Raw genomic sequence first — 13,974 nt, 5'->3', positions numbered from 1 at the left:
ATTGAAAAGGGACGGACTCAGGTCTCCGGTCGTTATGTGTCGCGTGCCTGCGGCACGAACTTCATGAGGTCCGGCACGGTGGCCAGCACGTGTTCGCGCATCGTCGTTTCGCAGACCTGCGGGTCACCGCTGTGCAGCGCATCGATCAGGTCCTGATGGTCGGCTCGCGCACTCAGCGGGCGATCCACCTGCAATGCCCACAGCCGCATGTGCGGCTCGACCAGCGAATGGAGACCGGCGATCTGCCGTATCAGGCGTGGCAGTCCGCTCCTGGCGCACAGCGTTTCGTGGAATGCCCGATGTGCGCTCGTCCAATCGGGCTGGACGCCGCTTTGGTCGTCGATGCGGTCCAGCATGTTTTCCAGTTCGCGGATGGTCGTCGCAGTGATGTTCGGCAAGGCGATGCGCATCGCCAGCCCTTCCAGCACGGCCCGCATCTCGAAGATCTCCTTCATGTCGGCGATGTCCAGCTTGTTGACCGTCACGCCGCGGTTGGGCCGGATCGTCACCAGCCCTTCCGTCGCCAGCCGCCGGAAAGCCTCGCGCACCGGCATGCGGCTGGTGCCGATCTCCGCCGCGATGGCTTCGGGCGCCAGGCGGTCGCCGGCGCGATAGCGGCCCATGCGAATGGCGGCGTGAATGTGCCGGTACGCCTCTTCCTCGGCCGTCACCGCCTGCAAGCCGGTGTAGATGGCGGAGGGTTCCATGAGGAGGCCGCTCATGGCCCGGCGTGCACGCACCCCGGATGCGCGCATGGCAAACTGGATAAGTGGATACAGTGATTCATTGATCCGGTCCTACGCAATTTGCGGGCCAACGTCGATGGGCTTTCGGACCGGCCCTCGCGCCCACTTTGGGGCGAACGATGAAGCGCCCCATGAAACAATCCAGCCCCATGAACAAGCGCCACATCCTGTGCCTGCTGGCCGCCACGACGCTGGCCGCCGGAGCACCCATCGCCAACGCCCAGAGCGGCAAGACGATCCGCCTCGTCGTCCCCTACGCCGCCGGCGGCCCGATCGACGTCACGGCCCGCGTGCTGGCCGAAAGAGTCAAGGACTCTCTGGGCACCGTCATCATCGACAACAAGCCCGGCGCCGGCGGCAACATCGGCGCCGACGCGGTGGCCAAGGCTGCGCCCGATGGGCTCACGATCGGCATCGCCGCGACCGCGACCCACGCGGTCAATCCGTGGCTCTACAGCAAGATGCCCTTCAACGCGGCCGCCGACTTCGCGCCGATCACGCAGATGGTTCGCGTGCCCAACGTGCTGGTGATGAATGCCGAGACCGCGCAGCGCCTGAAGATCAATACGCTGGCCGACCTGATCGCCTATGCCAAGGCCAACCCGGCCAAGCTCAACTACGGCAGCGGCGGCAACGGCAGCGCGGGCCACCTGGCGGGTGAGATGTTCAAGAAGGAGGCCGGCATCTTCGCCGTGCACATCCCCTACAACGGCGGCAACCCGGCGCAGCTCGCGCTGTTGTCGGGACAGGTCGATTTCAACTTCGACAACCTCGCGACCGCGGCGCCGAATATCCGATCAGGCAAGCTCAAGGCGATCGCGGTGACGACGGCCGAGCGCAGCAGCGCGCTGCCCGAGGTGCCGACGGTGGCCGCCACGCTCAAGGGCTTCGCCATCGACACCTGGTGGGGCCTGGTGGCGCCGGCCGGCACGCCGGCCGACGTGGTCACCAGGCTCAATCAGGCCTTCGTCGCTGCGCTCAACACGCCGGAGACGAAGACCCGCTTCGCGTCACTGCTGGCCGAGCCGGTCGCCAACACGCCGGAGCAGTTCGGCGCCTTCATGAAGAGCGAACTCGTGAAATACGAGAAGGTGGTGAAAGCCACCGGCGCCAAGGTCGACTAGCGCTATTCGCCGAGATAAGCAGCGCGCACCTTGGGGTCGCTCAGCATCACCTTGGCATCGCCGCTCATCGTGATGAGACCCGACTCCATGACATAGCCGCGATCGGCCAGCCCGAGCGCGCGGCTCGCGTTCTGCTCGACCAGGAGCACGGTGACACCCTGGTCGTAGACCTGCTTCACCACCTCGAAGATCTTGTCGACCATGATCGGCGACAGGCCCATCGACGGCTCGTCGAGCAGGAGCACCTTGGGACGCGCCATCAGCGCGCGGCCCATCGCGAGCATCTGCTGCTCGCCGCCGGACATGGTGCCGGCCAGCTGCATCGCGCGCTCCTTCAGCCGCGGGAAGGTCGCGAAGACGCGGTCCATGTCCTTCGCGATCTCGGCCTTGTCCTTGCGGATGTAGGCGCCGATCTGCAGGTTCTCGGTGATGGTCATGCGCGTGAACACGCCGCGCCCCTCGGGCACCATGACCAACCCCTCGCCCACCAGGTCCCAGGCGCCGCGGCCCTTGATGCTCTTGCCGAGGAATTCGATGTCGCCGCCGCCATACGGCAGCGTGCCGGTGATGGCTTTCATGGTGGTGGTCTTGCCGGCGCCGTTGGAGCCGATCAGCGAGACCAGCTCGCCTTCGCGCACCTCGAAGTCGATGCCCTTCACGGCCTGGATGCCGCCGTACGCGACCTTGAGGCCGCTCACTTTCAGAAGTGTCTGTGCCATTTCAGTGTCCTCCCGTGCCGAGGTAGGCCTCGATCACTTTTTCGTTTCGCTGCACGTCCGCAGGCGTGCCCTCGGCGATCTGCTTGCCGTAGTCGAGCACCGTCACGCGGTCGCACAAGCCCATCACGAGCTTGACGTCGTGCTCGATCAGGAGGATGGTGCGGTCGTCCTTGCGGATGCGGTCGATCAGTTCGCGCAGCAGCACTTTCTCGGTGGCGTTCATGCCGGCAGCGGGCTCGTCGAGCGCGATCAGCTGCGGGTCGGTCGCCAGCGCACGGGCGATTTCGAGCCGGCGCTGGTCGCCGTAGCTCAACGTGCGCGCCTTGTAGTCGGCGAACTTGCCGATGCCCACGTAGTCGAGCAGCTGGTGAGCGCGCTCGGCGATCGCCGCTTCCTCGGCCTTGAAGCCGCCTGTTCGGAAGATGGCACCCATCACGCCCGAATGGGTGCGGATGTGACGGCCCACCATCACGTTCTCGAGCGCGGTCATTTCCGCGAAGAGCCGGATGTTCTGGAAGGTACGCGCGATGCCGGCCTTGGCAACCTCGTGCACCGCCGTCGGCCGATAAGGCTTGCCGGCCAGTTCGAAAGTCCCGCTGTCGGGCGAGTACAGGCCCGTGATGACGTTGAAGAAGGTGGTCTTGCCGGCGCCGTTGGGGCCGATCAGTCCATAGACCTGGCCGCGCATGATCTTGATGCCGACATCGGACAGGGCCTGCAGGCCGCCGAAACGCTTGGAGATGCCCTGAACATTGAGGACGGTGTCAGTCATTGTTGTGCTCCCCTCGCTCACGGATTGATCGACATGGGACGCGAGGCGGCACCGGGGACCTCATCGGCCGGGGTGTCGATGCCCGGTGCGGCAGCCGGCATGCCGGATGCGGGTGCGGGCGTCGCGCCCTTGCGCGTCAGCGACTTCCCGTGCTCCGGCGAGGGCCACAGACCGCGCGGGCGCACCAGCATGATGATGATCATCGCCAGCGCGATGAACAGCTGGCGCAGGATCGAGGCGTCGAGACGCCCGTCGGTCATGGCCTGCAGCGGCCCGGCCACGTAGCGCAGCACTTCGGGCAGCGCGGCCAAGAGCACCGCGCCGAGGATCACGCCCGGCAGGTGGCCGATGCCGCCCAGCACCACCATCGCGACGATCATCACCGACTCGTTCAAGGCGAAGGACTCGGGGGACACGAAGCCCTGGAAGGCCGCGAACATCGAGCCCGATACGCCGCCGAAGCTCGCGCCCATGCCGAAGGCCAGCAGCTTCATGTTGCGGGTGTTGATGCCCATGGCCTTGGCAGCAATCTCGTCCTCGCGGATGGCCATCCAGGCCCGGCCGATGCGCGAGATCTGCAGCCGATGCGAAATGATGATCGTGAAGATCACGAGCGCCAGGAACAGGTAGTAATACAGCGTGACCGACGCGATCGAGTAGTCGCCGATCTTGAGCGGCCGGCCCAGGTTGAGGCCCCAGAAGTGGACCGGGTCGATCGCGGTGATGCCCTTCGGACCGTTCGTGATGTTGATCGGATGATCCAGGTTGTTGAGGAACACGCGGATGATTTCGCCGAAGCCGAGCGTCACGATCGCCAGGTAGTCGCCGCGCAGCTTCAGCGTGGGCGCGCCGAGCAGCACGCCGAAGAAGGCGGCCAGCCCGAGCGCCAGGGGTATCACGAGCAGCAGCGAACTGTGCAGCCCGTTGGGGAACATGGCCTTGATCGCCGGGAAGGTGTCGGTCAGGTGCGGCGATCCCAGGAGCGCGAACATGTAGGCACCGATCGCGAAGAACGCGACGTAGCCCAGGTCGAGCAGGCCGGCGTAGCCGACCACGATGTTGAGGCCGAGGGCCAGCAGCACGTAGAGCAATGCGATGTCGGCGATGCGCACCCACGCGTTGCCCTGGCTTTGCAGCAGCAGCGGCAGCACCAGCAGGGCGACGGCCGCGATCAGGAAGTAGACGATGTTCTTGCCGTTTTTCATGGCTGTCCCTCCTTCAGGCCCGGTCCGCCACCCGCTCGCCGAGGAGGCCCGAGGGCCGCAAGGTGAGCATGATGATCAGCACGATGAACGCAAAGATGTCGCTGTAGTGGCTGCCGAGCACGTCGCCGGTGAGCGCACCGATGTAGCCCGAGCCGATGGCTTCGATGAGCCCCAGCAGGATGCCGCCGACCACCGCGCCCGCGAGGTTGCCGATGCCGCCGAACACCGCCGCCGTGAAGGCCTTGAGGCCGGGAATGAAGCCCATCGCATGCTGCGCGATGCCGTAGTTGGAGGCGTACATCACGCCGGCCACCGCGGCGAGCACCGCGCCGATGATGAAGGTGGCCGAGATCACCATGTCGGGCCGGATGCCCATCAGCGCCGCAACCCGCGGGTTCTCGGCCGTGGCACGCATCGCGCGGCCGAGCTTGGTGTAGTTGACCAGCCACATCAGCACCACCAGGCAGAAGGCGGTGACGCTCAGGATCATGACCTGCGTGGGCGAGATCACGGCGCCGCCTACATGGATAGGCGTGGTGGACAGCAGGTTGGGATAAGCCTTGTTGGTCGGCTTCCAGATGATCATCGCCAGCGTCTGCAGCAGGATCGACATCCCGATGGCGGTGATCAGCGGTGCGAGCTTCGGGCTGTTGCGCAGCGGCCGGTAAGCCACTTTCTCGATGACGAAGTTGAGCGTGGCGGCGACCACGCAGGCAATGATCAACGCAATGATGAGGATGATCCATCCCGGCGTGCCGGGCATCGATTCCTGCATGAGTCCGATGATGGTCCAACTGGTCAGCGCGCCGACCATCAGCACTTCACCGTGCGCGAAATTGATGAGGTTGATGATGCCGTACACCATGGTGTAGCCCAAGGCTATCAAGGCGTACATGCTGCCGAGTACCAGACCGTTGATGATCTGTTGCAGCAAGATGTCCATAAGGAGGTTCCCTTTTTCTAATGGTGACGCCCTTGGGGGGCGCCCGACTGACCAGGCACGCCGTTTGGGCACCCTGGTTTCCCTTAGCAAAAAACCCGCCAGCATGTGTCGACGGCGGGTTTGTGGCCGGGATTGTAGTCATGCCGGATCGCCATTTCGGTGCGTACCCGACGGGGGTTTTCCCGCTGGCGCGGACCGAATGAGCTTCGGCGGCGCAAGGGAGTACAGGCGCGAAGGCGCCGCGTATCAACCGGCGGCCTCGTCGTTTCGCCTTCGCAGTTCGCGCAGTTTCTCCGCGATGCGGATCTCGAGCCCGCGCTCGACGGGTCGGTAGAAAGGCGGCGGATCGAGGCCATCGGGCAGATAGCGCTCGCCGGCCGCGAAGCCTCCCTCCTCGTCGTGCGCGTAGCGATAGCCCTTGCCGTAGTCGAGTTCTTTCATGAGCCGCGTCGGCGCATTGCGCAGATGCATCGGCACCGGGCGCGTGCCATCGGTCTTGATGAGGGCCCGGACCTCGTTGTAGGCCGTGTAGACCGCATTCGACTTCGGCGCGATCGCGAGGTAAACCACGCATTCGGCCAGCGCCAGCTCGCCCTCGGGCGAGCCGAGCCGCTCATAGACCTCGGCCGCATCGAGCGCCAGCCGCAATGCGCGCGGGTCGGCCAGGCCGATGTCTTCGCTGGCCATGCGTACCAGCCGGCGCGCCATGTAGCGCGGATCGGCGCCGCCGTCGAGCATGCGCACGAACCAGTAGAGCGAGGCATCGGGGTCGCTGCCGCGCACCGACTTGTGCAGCGCGGAGATGGTGTCGTAGAACTGCTCGCCGCCCTTGTCGTAGCGGCGCATGCGCTCGCCCAGCACGCGCAACAGCCATTCGTCGGTAATGTCGTCGAGCTTCTCGGCGCCGGCCGCGACCGAGAGCGTTTCGAGGGTGTTGAGCAGGCGCCTCGCATCGCCGTCGGCATAGGCGACGAGCCGGTCGATGGCCTTCGCTTCGATGGCGGGTACGGCCTGGATATCCTGCGCCCGGGTCACGATCTGACGCAGATCGTCTTCGCCCAGGGGCTGCAGCACGTACACGGCGGCCCGCGACAAGAGCGCAGAGTTCACCTCGAAGGACGGGTTCTCGGTGGTCGCGCCGATGAAGGTGAACAGGCCCGACTCCACATGCGGCAGGAAGGCATCCTGCTGGCTCTTGTTGAAGCGGTGGACTTCGTCGACGAAGACGATGGTGCGGCGCTGCTCGAGCCCGTCACGCACCAGCGTCGCGCGTTCGACCGCATCGCGGATGTCCTTCACGCCGCCGAGCACGGCGCTGATGCTGAGAAACTGCGCATCGAAGGCATCGGCCATGAGCCGCGCAATGGTCGTCTTGCCGGTGCCCGGCGGCCCCCAGAGGATGCAGGAGTGCGGCTGGCCCGACTCGAAGGCGATGCGCAGCGGCATGCCGGGGCCGAGCAGATGCTGCTGGCCGATGACCTCGCCCAGGGTCTTGGGTCGCAGGCGTTCGGCCAGGGGCTGGTGGGTGGAGGTGGCCATGGAAGCCCGCCGCCCGGCGCTATTGCCTGATCACGTCGGCGCCGGCCGGGGCCTTGAACTGGAAGGTGGCTGCGGGCAACGCAGGATTCACCTCGACCTTGTTGAACTTCAACACAGAGCGCTGGCCGAAGCTGTCGAGGATCTCGAGCGCTGCCAGCGCATCGCCCTGAAAGCCCACCTGGACGTTCTGCAATTGCCCCTCCTTGTTCTTGGGGCTGGCCTTGACCCATTGCAGTCCGTCGCGCTCGGGGGCCGCCTCGAGCGCGAAATCGGCTTGCAGCGCGCGCAGATCGGGCGCGGCGGCAATCAGCGCGGCCGGCGTCGAGCCGAGCGCCTGCGACTGCTTGCGCTGCGTGACCTGGTTCAGATCGGCGTCGTAGAGCCAGAGCGTCTCGCCATCGGCCACGATGCTTTGCGCGAAGGGCTTCTTGTAGTCGAACTTGAACTTCCCGGGACGCTGGAATTCGAAGGTGCCGCTCGACACCTTGGCGCGCACGGCCTGGCCGTCCTTGGCTGGCGCGGTCACGGTCTGCGTGAATTCGGCGCGGCCCGACTTGACGTTCTTCACGAAGGCTTCGAGGCTTTCCATACCGCCGGCCCAGACGCCGGCTGCGGCGACGGCCAACCCGAATCCAACGAGCAACTTCTTCATCGACATCCCTGATCCCATCATCATTCGGTGCGTGCGGGCACCAGAATTTCGCGCTGGCCGCTGCCGCTCATGGCGCTCACCAGCCCGGCGTTTTCCATGTCCTCGACCAGCCGCGCGGCGCGGTTGTAGCCGATCTTCAGGTGGCGCTGCACCAGCGAAATGCTGGCCTTGCGGTTCTTGAGCACGACTTCGACCGCCTGGTCGTACATCGGGTCCTTCTCGCCGTCGCCACTGCCGCCACCTTCACCCAGTAGATCGCCTTCGCCGTCGACGGTTCCGCCCTCGAGCACCCCTTCGATGTAGTCCGGCTCCCCTTGTGACTTGAGGTAAGCGACGACACGATGCACTTCCTCGTCGCTTACGAAGGCGCCGTGCACACGCACCGGCAGGCCGGTGCCGCTCGGCATGTAGAGCATGTCGCCCATGCCGAGCAGCGCCTCGGCGCCCATCTGGTCGAGGATGGTGCGCGAGTCGATCTTGCTCGACACCTGGAACGCGATGCGCGTCGGGATGTTGGCCTTGATGAGCCCGGTGATCACGTCGACGCTGGGCCGCTGCGTGGCAAGGATCAGGTGGATGCCGGCGGCGCGCGCCTTCTGCGCCAGGCGGGCGATCAGCTCTTCGATCTTCTTGCCGACCACCATCATCAGGTCGGCCAGTTCGTCGATCACGACCACGATGTGCGGCTCGCGCGCGAGCGGTTCGGGGCTGTCGGGCGTGAGGCTGAAGGGGTTGTAGATGAACTCCTCGCGCGCTTTGGCCTCGTCGATCTTGGTGTTGTAGCCCGCCAGGTTGCGCACGCCCAGCTTGCTCATGAGCTTGTAGCGGCGCTCCATCTCGGCCACGCACCAGTTGAGGCCGTGAGCCGCTTGCCGCATGTCGGTGACCACGGGCGCCAGCAGGTGCGGGATGCCTTCGTAGACCGACATTTCGAGCATCTTCGGGTCGATCATGAGCAGGCGCACATCGCGCGCCTCGGCCTTGTAGAGCAGGCTCAGGATCATCGCGTTGATGCCGACCGACTTGCCGGAGCCGGTGGTGCCGGCCACCAGCACGTGCGGCATCTTCGCGAGATCGGCCACCACCGGGTTGCCGACGATGTCCTTGCCGAGGCCCATGGTGAGCATCGACTTGCCTTCGTTGTAGACCTGCGAGCCGAGGATCTCGCTGAGCTTGATCGACTGCCGCTTGGCGTTGGGCAGTTCGAGCGCCATGAAGTTCTTGCCCGGAATGGTCTCGACCACACGGATCGACACCAGCGACAGCGAGCGCGCCAGGTCCTTCGCGAGGTTGACGATCTGCGAGCCCTTGACGCCGGTGGCCGGCTCGATTTCGTAGCGCGTGATCACCGGGCCCGGCGAGGCCAGCACCACGCGCACCTCGACGCCGAAGTCCTTGAGCTTTTTCTCGATCAGGCGCGAGGTCATTTCGAGCGTGTCGGCCGAAACGGTTTCCTGGCGCCCCTGCGCCGCGTCGAGCAGATCGACCTGCGGCAGCTTGCTGTCGGGCAACTCGCGGAACAGCGGCTTCTGGCGCTCCTTGGCCACGCGATCGCTGCGCGGCACCTCGGTCATCGCGGGTTCGATCTGCACCGGCGGCGAAGGCGCGCGGCGCTTGGGGCGGGGAACGATGCGCAACTCTTCGTCAGCCGATTCGAGCTCGCCGCCCTGCTCGCTGGACGCCAGCTCTTCGCGCTCGCGCACCGCCTTCTTGCCCATCGCGATGTCTTCGGCGATCTCGCGCTTCTCCCGGCGCGACTCGAACAAGGAGTAGAGACGAGAGCCGATGCGCTCGGCAATATGGCTCCACGAGAAGCGGAACACGAGCGCCGAGCCGATGACGCCGGCGGCGATGGCGATCAGCGCCGAGCCGGTGAAGCCCATCCACTGCACGCTGAGCGGGCCGACCAGGTAGCCGAGCACACCGCCGCCGTGCCCGGGCAGACGGAATTCCAGCCTGTAAAGGCGCGACCATTCGAGCACTGCACTGGCGCACAGCAGCAGCAACAGGCCGAACCAGAAGGCCAGGCGGCTGCGGTTGAAGCGCCCCCGCGGCGCCTGATCGGCCGGCGCCGAATCGCCGCCGCGGAGCCAACCGGCCAGCGAGGACAGCCACACGCGCAAGCCGGCCGCCAGGCACCACCAGACCGAATAGCCGGCCAGAAAGTAACTGGCGTCGGCCAGCCAGGCGCCGATGCGGCCGCCCCAGTTCTTGATCTCGCCGCCGGTGCCTGAGGTGGACCAGGCGGCATCCGAGGGCGTGAAGCTCAGCATCGCGAGCAGCCAGTACAGCAGCACGACGAAGCCGGCGATCAGCGTGATCTCGTGCGCGAAGCGCATGGCACGCAAGCGCACCGGCTGCGACTCGGCCGATGAGGACGATTGAAGGGTATTGAGCGAATAGGTCATGGCAGACACGGCCGCCGGCCCGCGGGAACGGGCAGACGACTTGCAGAAACTACAACGAAAACGATCGCGGCCGCGTTGTCAGGGCCGGCGATGCAGGGGCCGGCGCGCTCTGGCGCTGCCGGCCGGATGGTCAGGCGAGCGATGAGAGCCGTTCCTTGACGATCATCGAGCCGTCGGGCTGCGTCTGGACGAAGCCGCGCTCCTCGAGGTCCTTCATGACCCGGCTCACCATCTCGCGCGAAGCGCCGACCATCTTGGCCAGATCCTGGCGCGAGATCTTGTCGCGCACCTTGAGATTGCCGGCCCCGTCGTCGACCGCGAACTCGAGCAGCGAGCGGGCCACGCGGCCATAGACGTCCATCAGCGCCAACGATTCGATCTTGCGATCCGCGTGGCGCAGCCGCGCAACGAGGCCCCGCATGATGTTGTAGGACATCGATGAGTTCTCGGGCAGGCAACGCGCAAAGGCTTCGCGCCCGAGCATCAGCACGTCGGTCTGGACCTCGGTGCGCACGGTGGCGGAGTGCGGCTCGTCGTCGATCATGCTCATCTCGCCGATGTAGTCGCCGGGATGCAGCGTCGCGAGGATGACTTCGCGGCCGCGGCTGTCCGTGCTCATGACCCGGGCCCGGCCGGTCAGGATGATGTAGAGCGCGTCCGACTTCTTCCCTTGTTCGACCACCGCCTCGGCGCGCTTGAAGCGCTTCTTGATGATCGCATCGGCGATGCTCGCAGACTGTGTTGGCGTCAACGCAGCGAACAGTGGCACGCGGCGGAGCAATTCAAGATTGGACAGCATCGACATTCATCAATCCCCGGATTACCGCGCGATCGACAAGCCCATGCATTAATACAATCGCACGCATTGAAAACACCCCACGCCCGGTCTTGAACCGAACGGTGATACTCCATATCTATCACCCTGAAAATGTACACGCTGATGCAGCGTCAATCCTAGGTTTTCTACTCATGTCGTCCTCCCCACGCCACGCGAAGGTTCTTATCCTGGGCTCCGGCCCGGCCGGTTATACCGCCGCCGTCTATGCGGCCCGCGCCAACCTCCAACCCATGTTGATCACCGGCATCGCCCAGGGCGGCCAGCTCATGACGACCACCGACGTCGACAACTGGCCGGCCGATGTGCATGGCGTACAGGGCCCCGACCTCATGCAGCGCTTCCTGGAGCACGCCGAACGCTTCAAGACGGAGATCGTGTTCGATCACATCAACAAGGTCGACCTGAGCAAGCGCCCCTTCACCCTGAGCGGCGACAGCGGCACCTACACCTGCGATGCGCTCGTGATCGCCACCGGCGCTTCGGCCAAGTACCTCGGGCTCGACTCCGAACAGCACTTCATGGGCCGCGGCGTCTCGGGCTGCGCGACCTGCGACGGCTTCTTCTACCGCGACCAGGAAGTCTGCGTGGTCGGCGGCGGCAATACCGCGGTCGAAGAGGCGCTCTATCTCTCGAACATCGCCAAGAAGGTGACGCTGGTGCATCGCCGCGACAAGTTCCGCGCCGAGCCGATCCTGATCGACAAGCTCCACGAAAAGGCCGCCGAAGGGAAGATCGAGCTCAGGGTGCACAACACGCTGGACGAGGTGCTGGGCGACGACACGGGCGTGACCGGCATCCGCCTCAAGAACACCCAGACCGGCGCGACCGAGCAGATCGATCTCAAGGGCTGCTTCATCGCCATCGGCCACCACCCGAACACCGACATCTTTCAGGGCCAGGTCGAGATGAAGGACGGCTACATCCTCACCCGCTCGGGCCTTCAGGGCTTTGCGACCATGACCAGCGTTCCGGGCGTTTTCGCGGCCGGCGACGTGCAGGACCACGTCTACCGCCAGGCCATCACCAGTGCGGGCACCGGCTGCATGGCGGCGCTCGATGCCCAGCGTTTCCTGGAGCAGGACGGCACGCTTTGAACCCCTCATAGAGCGGATGAGGCTATAATCTCAGGCTTTGCCGAATTCGGCCCTTGTTCTCGAGGGCCCGGAACTCACGGCAAGCCGGGGTACCGCCACCCGTTTCTGGCGAGGTCAAGCTGCAACCCACCCCGCAATCACCTTGCGCCCGGTGCCAGCTGTTCAAGAAAGAGTGTCCACATGGCACGCGTATGCGATGTAACGGGCAAAGGCCCGATGGTCGGAAACAACGTTTCCCACGCCAACAACAAAACCAAGCGCCGGTTCCTGCCGAACCTGCAATACCGCCGTTTCTGGGTCGAGACCGAAAATCGCTGGGTGCGCCTGCGTGTTTCGAGCGCCGCTTTGCGCCTGATCGACAAGAACGGCATCGACGCCGTGCTCGCAGACCTGCGTGCACGCGGCCAAGCTTAAGGAGCTGAACCATGGCAACGAGCAAAGGCGGACGCGAAAAGATCAAGCTGGAATCCACCGCGGGTACCGGCCATTTCTACACGACCAGCAAGAACAAGAAGACGATGCCCGAAAAGATGTCGATCATGAAGTTCGACCCGAAGGCGCGCAAGCACGTCGAGTACAAGGAAATCAAGCTGAAGTAATTCGGCTGGCTTCAAACAAAAAACCCGCTGCGATCCAGCGGGTTTTTTGTTGCCCAAGAAAAAGCCGGCCCGCAGGCCGGCTTTGGATCGAGGCAAAAGGTTGCCCGTCAGGCGCGCGCCGCGCGCAGGCGGGTGGAGAACTCACGCAACCCTGCGATGCCGCTGGCTTCGGCACGGTGGCACCAGGCAGCCAGATCGGCGGCCAGTTGTTCGCGCGACTGCGAGGTGTTGAGCCACAGCTGACGAAGTTCTTCGCGCATCGTCACCATCTTGTCGAGCACCGGGTGCGCAGCACGTGCCTGCACCAGGTTCGAACGGGCTGCAGCGGGCACCTTGTCGTCGTCGCGGTGCAACCAACGCTTGGCGGCCTTCAGCACCGACAGATCGGCACCCTTGGCCTTCAGCGACGCCAGCTCTGCCTTGGTGGCACGGCGCATTTCGCGCGCATAGCCGGCCATCACTTCGTAACGATTGGCGATGACGGCCTCGAGGGTCTTCTGGTCGGCCACCGGCTGGATGTCGCCCAGCTGCATCTTCGGCGGCACCTTCTTGACCTTGGCCCAGCCGAGCTTCTGCATCAAGCGGATGTAGACCCAGCCGATGTCGAACTCGTACTTCTTGACGGAGAACTTCGCCGAGGTCGGGTACGTGTGATGGTTGTTGTGCAATTCCTCGCCACCAATGATCAGGCCCCAGGGCATGATGTTGCGGCTGGCGTCGGGCGCCTCGAAGTTGCGGTAGCCCCAGTAGTGGCCGATGCCGTTGATCACGCCGGCCGCCGTGATCGGGATCCAGAGCATCTGGACCGCCCACACAGCCATCCCGAGCGTGCCGAAGAGCGCCAGGTTGAGCACCAGCATCAGGCCCACGCCCTGCCAGCTGTAGCGCGAATAGAGGTTGCGCTCGAGCCAGTCGTCCGGCGTGCCATGGCCGTAGCGCTCCATCGTTTCCTTGTTCTTCGACTCGGCGCGATAGAGCTCGGCGCCGCGCCACAGCACTTCGTCGATGCCCCGGACCTGCGGACTGTGCGGGTCTTCTTCGGTTTCGCACTTGGCGTGGTGCTTGCGGTGGATCGCCACCCACTCCTTGGTCACCATGCCGGTGCCCAGCCAAAGCCAGAAACGGAAGAAATGCGAAGGAATCGGGCCCAGATCCATGGCCCGGTGCGTCTGCGTGCGGTGCAGGAAGATCGTGACCGCGGCGATCGTGATGTGCGTGGTGAACAGCGTGTACAGCACGACTTGCCACCACGCGAGATCCCACAAGCCGTGTCCGAGCCATTCGATGGCCGCGCTCAGAACGGCAGAGTCAGGAAGCAACATTGAGTTCGGTACT

The 13,974-nt window shown here is 65.1% G+C and carries 14 protein-coding genes; 4 read left to right on the top strand and 10 right to left on the bottom strand.

The window, feature by feature from the left end; translation table 11 throughout:
• Positions 1–32 precede the first annotated feature (32 nt).
• Positions 33–707, bottom strand: a complete 675-nt coding sequence (locus tag ACSQ86_RS06680) for a GntR family transcriptional regulator (RefSeq protein ID WP_093109078.1) — start codon at positions 705–707, stop codon at positions 33–35.
• Between the two features lie 188 nt (positions 708–895).
• Here ACSQ86_RS06680 and ACSQ86_RS06675 point away from each other — a divergent pair, with 188 nt between their 5' ends.
• Positions 896–1,870 (top strand): Bug family tripartite tricarboxylate transporter substrate binding protein, encoded by a 975-nt coding sequence (locus ACSQ86_RS06675; protein WP_436310259.1) that lies wholly within the window; start codon positions 896–898, stop codon positions 1,868–1,870.
• 2 nt (positions 1,871–1,872) lie between these two features.
• Here the strand turns inward: ACSQ86_RS06675 and ACSQ86_RS06670 are convergent, their stop codons facing one another.
• The 8 genes from ACSQ86_RS06670 to ACSQ86_RS06635 all read right to left on the bottom strand — a co-directional run bounded on the left by ACSQ86_RS06670 (position 1,873) and on the right by ACSQ86_RS06635 (position 10,913).
• Entirely contained in the window at positions 1,873–2,589 is a 717-nt protein-coding gene (locus tag ACSQ86_RS06670; RefSeq protein ID WP_093108925.1) for an ABC transporter ATP-binding protein, read from the bottom strand.
• Position 2,590: 1 nt separating this feature from the next.
• The gene (locus tag ACSQ86_RS06665; protein WP_093108926.1) at positions 2,591–3,361 is read right to left on the bottom strand and encodes an ABC transporter ATP-binding protein; all 771 of its coding nucleotides are present in this window, start codon (positions 3,359–3,361) and stop codon (positions 2,591–2,593) included.
• A 17-nt stretch (positions 3,362–3,378) separates the two neighbouring features.
• Positions 3,379–4,566: a branched-chain amino acid ABC transporter permease gene (locus tag ACSQ86_RS06660; RefSeq protein ID WP_436293842.1), complete on the bottom strand. Its 1,188-nt coding sequence runs from the start codon at positions 4,564–4,566 to the stop codon at positions 3,379–3,381.
• Positions 4,567–4,579: 13 nt separating this feature from the next.
• Positions 4,580–5,509 (bottom strand): branched-chain amino acid ABC transporter permease, encoded by a 930-nt coding sequence (locus tag ACSQ86_RS06655; RefSeq protein ID WP_093108928.1) that lies wholly within the window; start codon positions 5,507–5,509, stop codon positions 4,580–4,582.
• Positions 5,510–5,755: 246 nt separating this feature from the next.
• The gene (locus ACSQ86_RS06650; RefSeq protein WP_436308634.1) at positions 5,756–7,048 is read right to left on the bottom strand and encodes a replication-associated recombination protein A; all 1,293 of its coding nucleotides are present in this window, start codon (positions 7,046–7,048) and stop codon (positions 5,756–5,758) included.
• 19 nt (positions 7,049–7,067) lie between these two features.
• Positions 7,068–7,700: an outer membrane lipoprotein chaperone LolA gene (gene lolA / locus ACSQ86_RS06645; RefSeq protein WP_436303072.1), complete on the bottom strand. Its 633-nt coding sequence runs from the start codon at positions 7,698–7,700 to the stop codon at positions 7,068–7,070.
• A gap of 20 nt (positions 7,701–7,720) precedes the next feature.
• Positions 7,721–10,108 (bottom strand): DNA translocase FtsK, encoded by a 2,388-nt coding sequence (locus ACSQ86_RS06640; protein WP_436303071.1) that lies wholly within the window; start codon positions 10,106–10,108, stop codon positions 7,721–7,723.
• Positions 10,109–10,238: 130 nt separating this feature from the next.
• On the bottom strand, positions 10,239–10,913 hold the full coding sequence (locus tag ACSQ86_RS06635; protein WP_093108931.1) for a Crp/Fnr family transcriptional regulator: 675 nt from the start codon (positions 10,911–10,913) through the stop codon (positions 10,239–10,241).
• Between the two features lie 164 nt (positions 10,914–11,077).
• Between ACSQ86_RS06635 and trxB the strand changes: the two genes are divergently transcribed.
• The 3 genes from trxB to rpmG all read left to right on the top strand — a co-directional run bounded on the left by trxB (position 11,078) and on the right by rpmG (position 12,639).
• Positions 11,078–12,040 (top strand): thioredoxin-disulfide reductase, encoded by a 963-nt coding sequence (gene trxB / locus ACSQ86_RS06630; protein WP_436303070.1) that lies wholly within the window; start codon positions 11,078–11,080, stop codon positions 12,038–12,040.
• A gap of 180 nt (positions 12,041–12,220) precedes the next feature.
• Positions 12,221–12,454: a 50S ribosomal protein L28 gene (gene rpmB, locus ACSQ86_RS06625; protein ID WP_007830293.1), complete on the top strand. Its 234-nt coding sequence runs from the start codon at positions 12,221–12,223 to the stop codon at positions 12,452–12,454.
• An 11-nt stretch (positions 12,455–12,465) separates the two neighbouring features.
• The gene (rpmG, locus tag ACSQ86_RS06620) at positions 12,466–12,639 is read left to right on the top strand and encodes a 50S ribosomal protein L33 (RefSeq protein WP_007830291.1); all 174 of its coding nucleotides are present in this window, start codon (positions 12,466–12,468) and stop codon (positions 12,637–12,639) included.
• Between the two features lie 107 nt (positions 12,640–12,746).
• Here the strand turns inward: rpmG and ACSQ86_RS06615 are convergent, their stop codons facing one another.
• The gene (locus tag ACSQ86_RS06615; RefSeq protein ID WP_093108933.1) at positions 12,747–13,961 is read right to left on the bottom strand and encodes a DesA family fatty acid desaturase; all 1,215 of its coding nucleotides are present in this window, start codon (positions 13,959–13,961) and stop codon (positions 12,747–12,749) included.
• Positions 13,962–13,974: the final 13 nt, after the last annotated feature.

It is taken from the genome of Variovorax sp. LjRoot130 (assembly GCF_964253755.1).
GTDB lineage: Bacteria > Pseudomonadota > Gammaproteobacteria > Burkholderiales > Burkholderiaceae_C > Variovorax.
The sequence above is the reverse complement of the archived record's forward strand: the minus strand, read 5'-3'. Positions and strand labels throughout refer to the sequence as shown.

Bases quoted from the DNA above. Each gene is read 5' to 3' on its own strand.
- ACSQ86_RS06680 (WP_093109078.1), bottom strand. From the start codon at position 707: ATGGAACCCTCCGCCATCTACACCGGCTTGCAGGCGGTGACGGCCGAG.
- ACSQ86_RS06675 (WP_436310259.1), top strand. From the start codon at position 896: ATGAACAAGCGCCACATCCTGTGCCTGCTGGCCGCCACGACGCTGGCC.
- ACSQ86_RS06670 (WP_093108925.1), bottom strand. From the start codon at position 2,589: ATGGCACAGACACTTCTGAAAGTGAGCGGCCTCAAGGTCGCGTACGGC.
- ACSQ86_RS06665 (WP_093108926.1), bottom strand. From the start codon at position 3,361: ATGACTGACACCGTCCTCAATGTTCAGGGCATCTCCAAGCGTTTCGGC.
- ACSQ86_RS06660 (WP_436293842.1), bottom strand. From the start codon at position 4,566: ATGAAAAACGGCAAGAACATCGTCTACTTCCTGATCGCGGCCGTCGCC.
- ACSQ86_RS06655 (WP_093108928.1), bottom strand. From the start codon at position 5,509: ATGGACATCTTGCTGCAACAGATCATCAACGGTCTGGTACTCGGCAGC.
- ACSQ86_RS06650 (WP_436308634.1), bottom strand. From the start codon at position 7,048: ATGGCCACCTCCACCCACCAGCCCCTGGCCGAACGCCTGCGACCCAAG.
- lolA (WP_436303072.1), bottom strand. From the start codon at position 7,700: ATGAAGAAGTTGCTCGTTGGATTCGGGTTGGCCGTCGCCGCAGCCGGC.
- ACSQ86_RS06640 (WP_436303071.1), bottom strand. From the start codon at position 10,108: ATGACCTATTCGCTCAATACCCTTCAATCGTCCTCATCGGCCGAGTCG.
- ACSQ86_RS06635 (WP_093108931.1), bottom strand. From the start codon at position 10,913: ATGTCGATGCTGTCCAATCTTGAATTGCTCCGCCGCGTGCCACTGTTC.
- trxB (WP_436303070.1), top strand. From the start codon at position 11,078: ATGTCGTCCTCCCCACGCCACGCGAAGGTTCTTATCCTGGGCTCCGGC.
- rpmB (WP_007830293.1), top strand. From the start codon at position 12,221: ATGGCACGCGTATGCGATGTAACGGGCAAAGGCCCGATGGTCGGAAAC.
- rpmG (WP_007830291.1), top strand. From the start codon at position 12,466: ATGGCAACGAGCAAAGGCGGACGCGAAAAGATCAAGCTGGAATCCACC.
- ACSQ86_RS06615 (WP_093108933.1), bottom strand. From the start codon at position 13,961: ATGTTGCTTCCTGACTCTGCCGTTCTGAGCGCGGCCATCGAATGGCTC.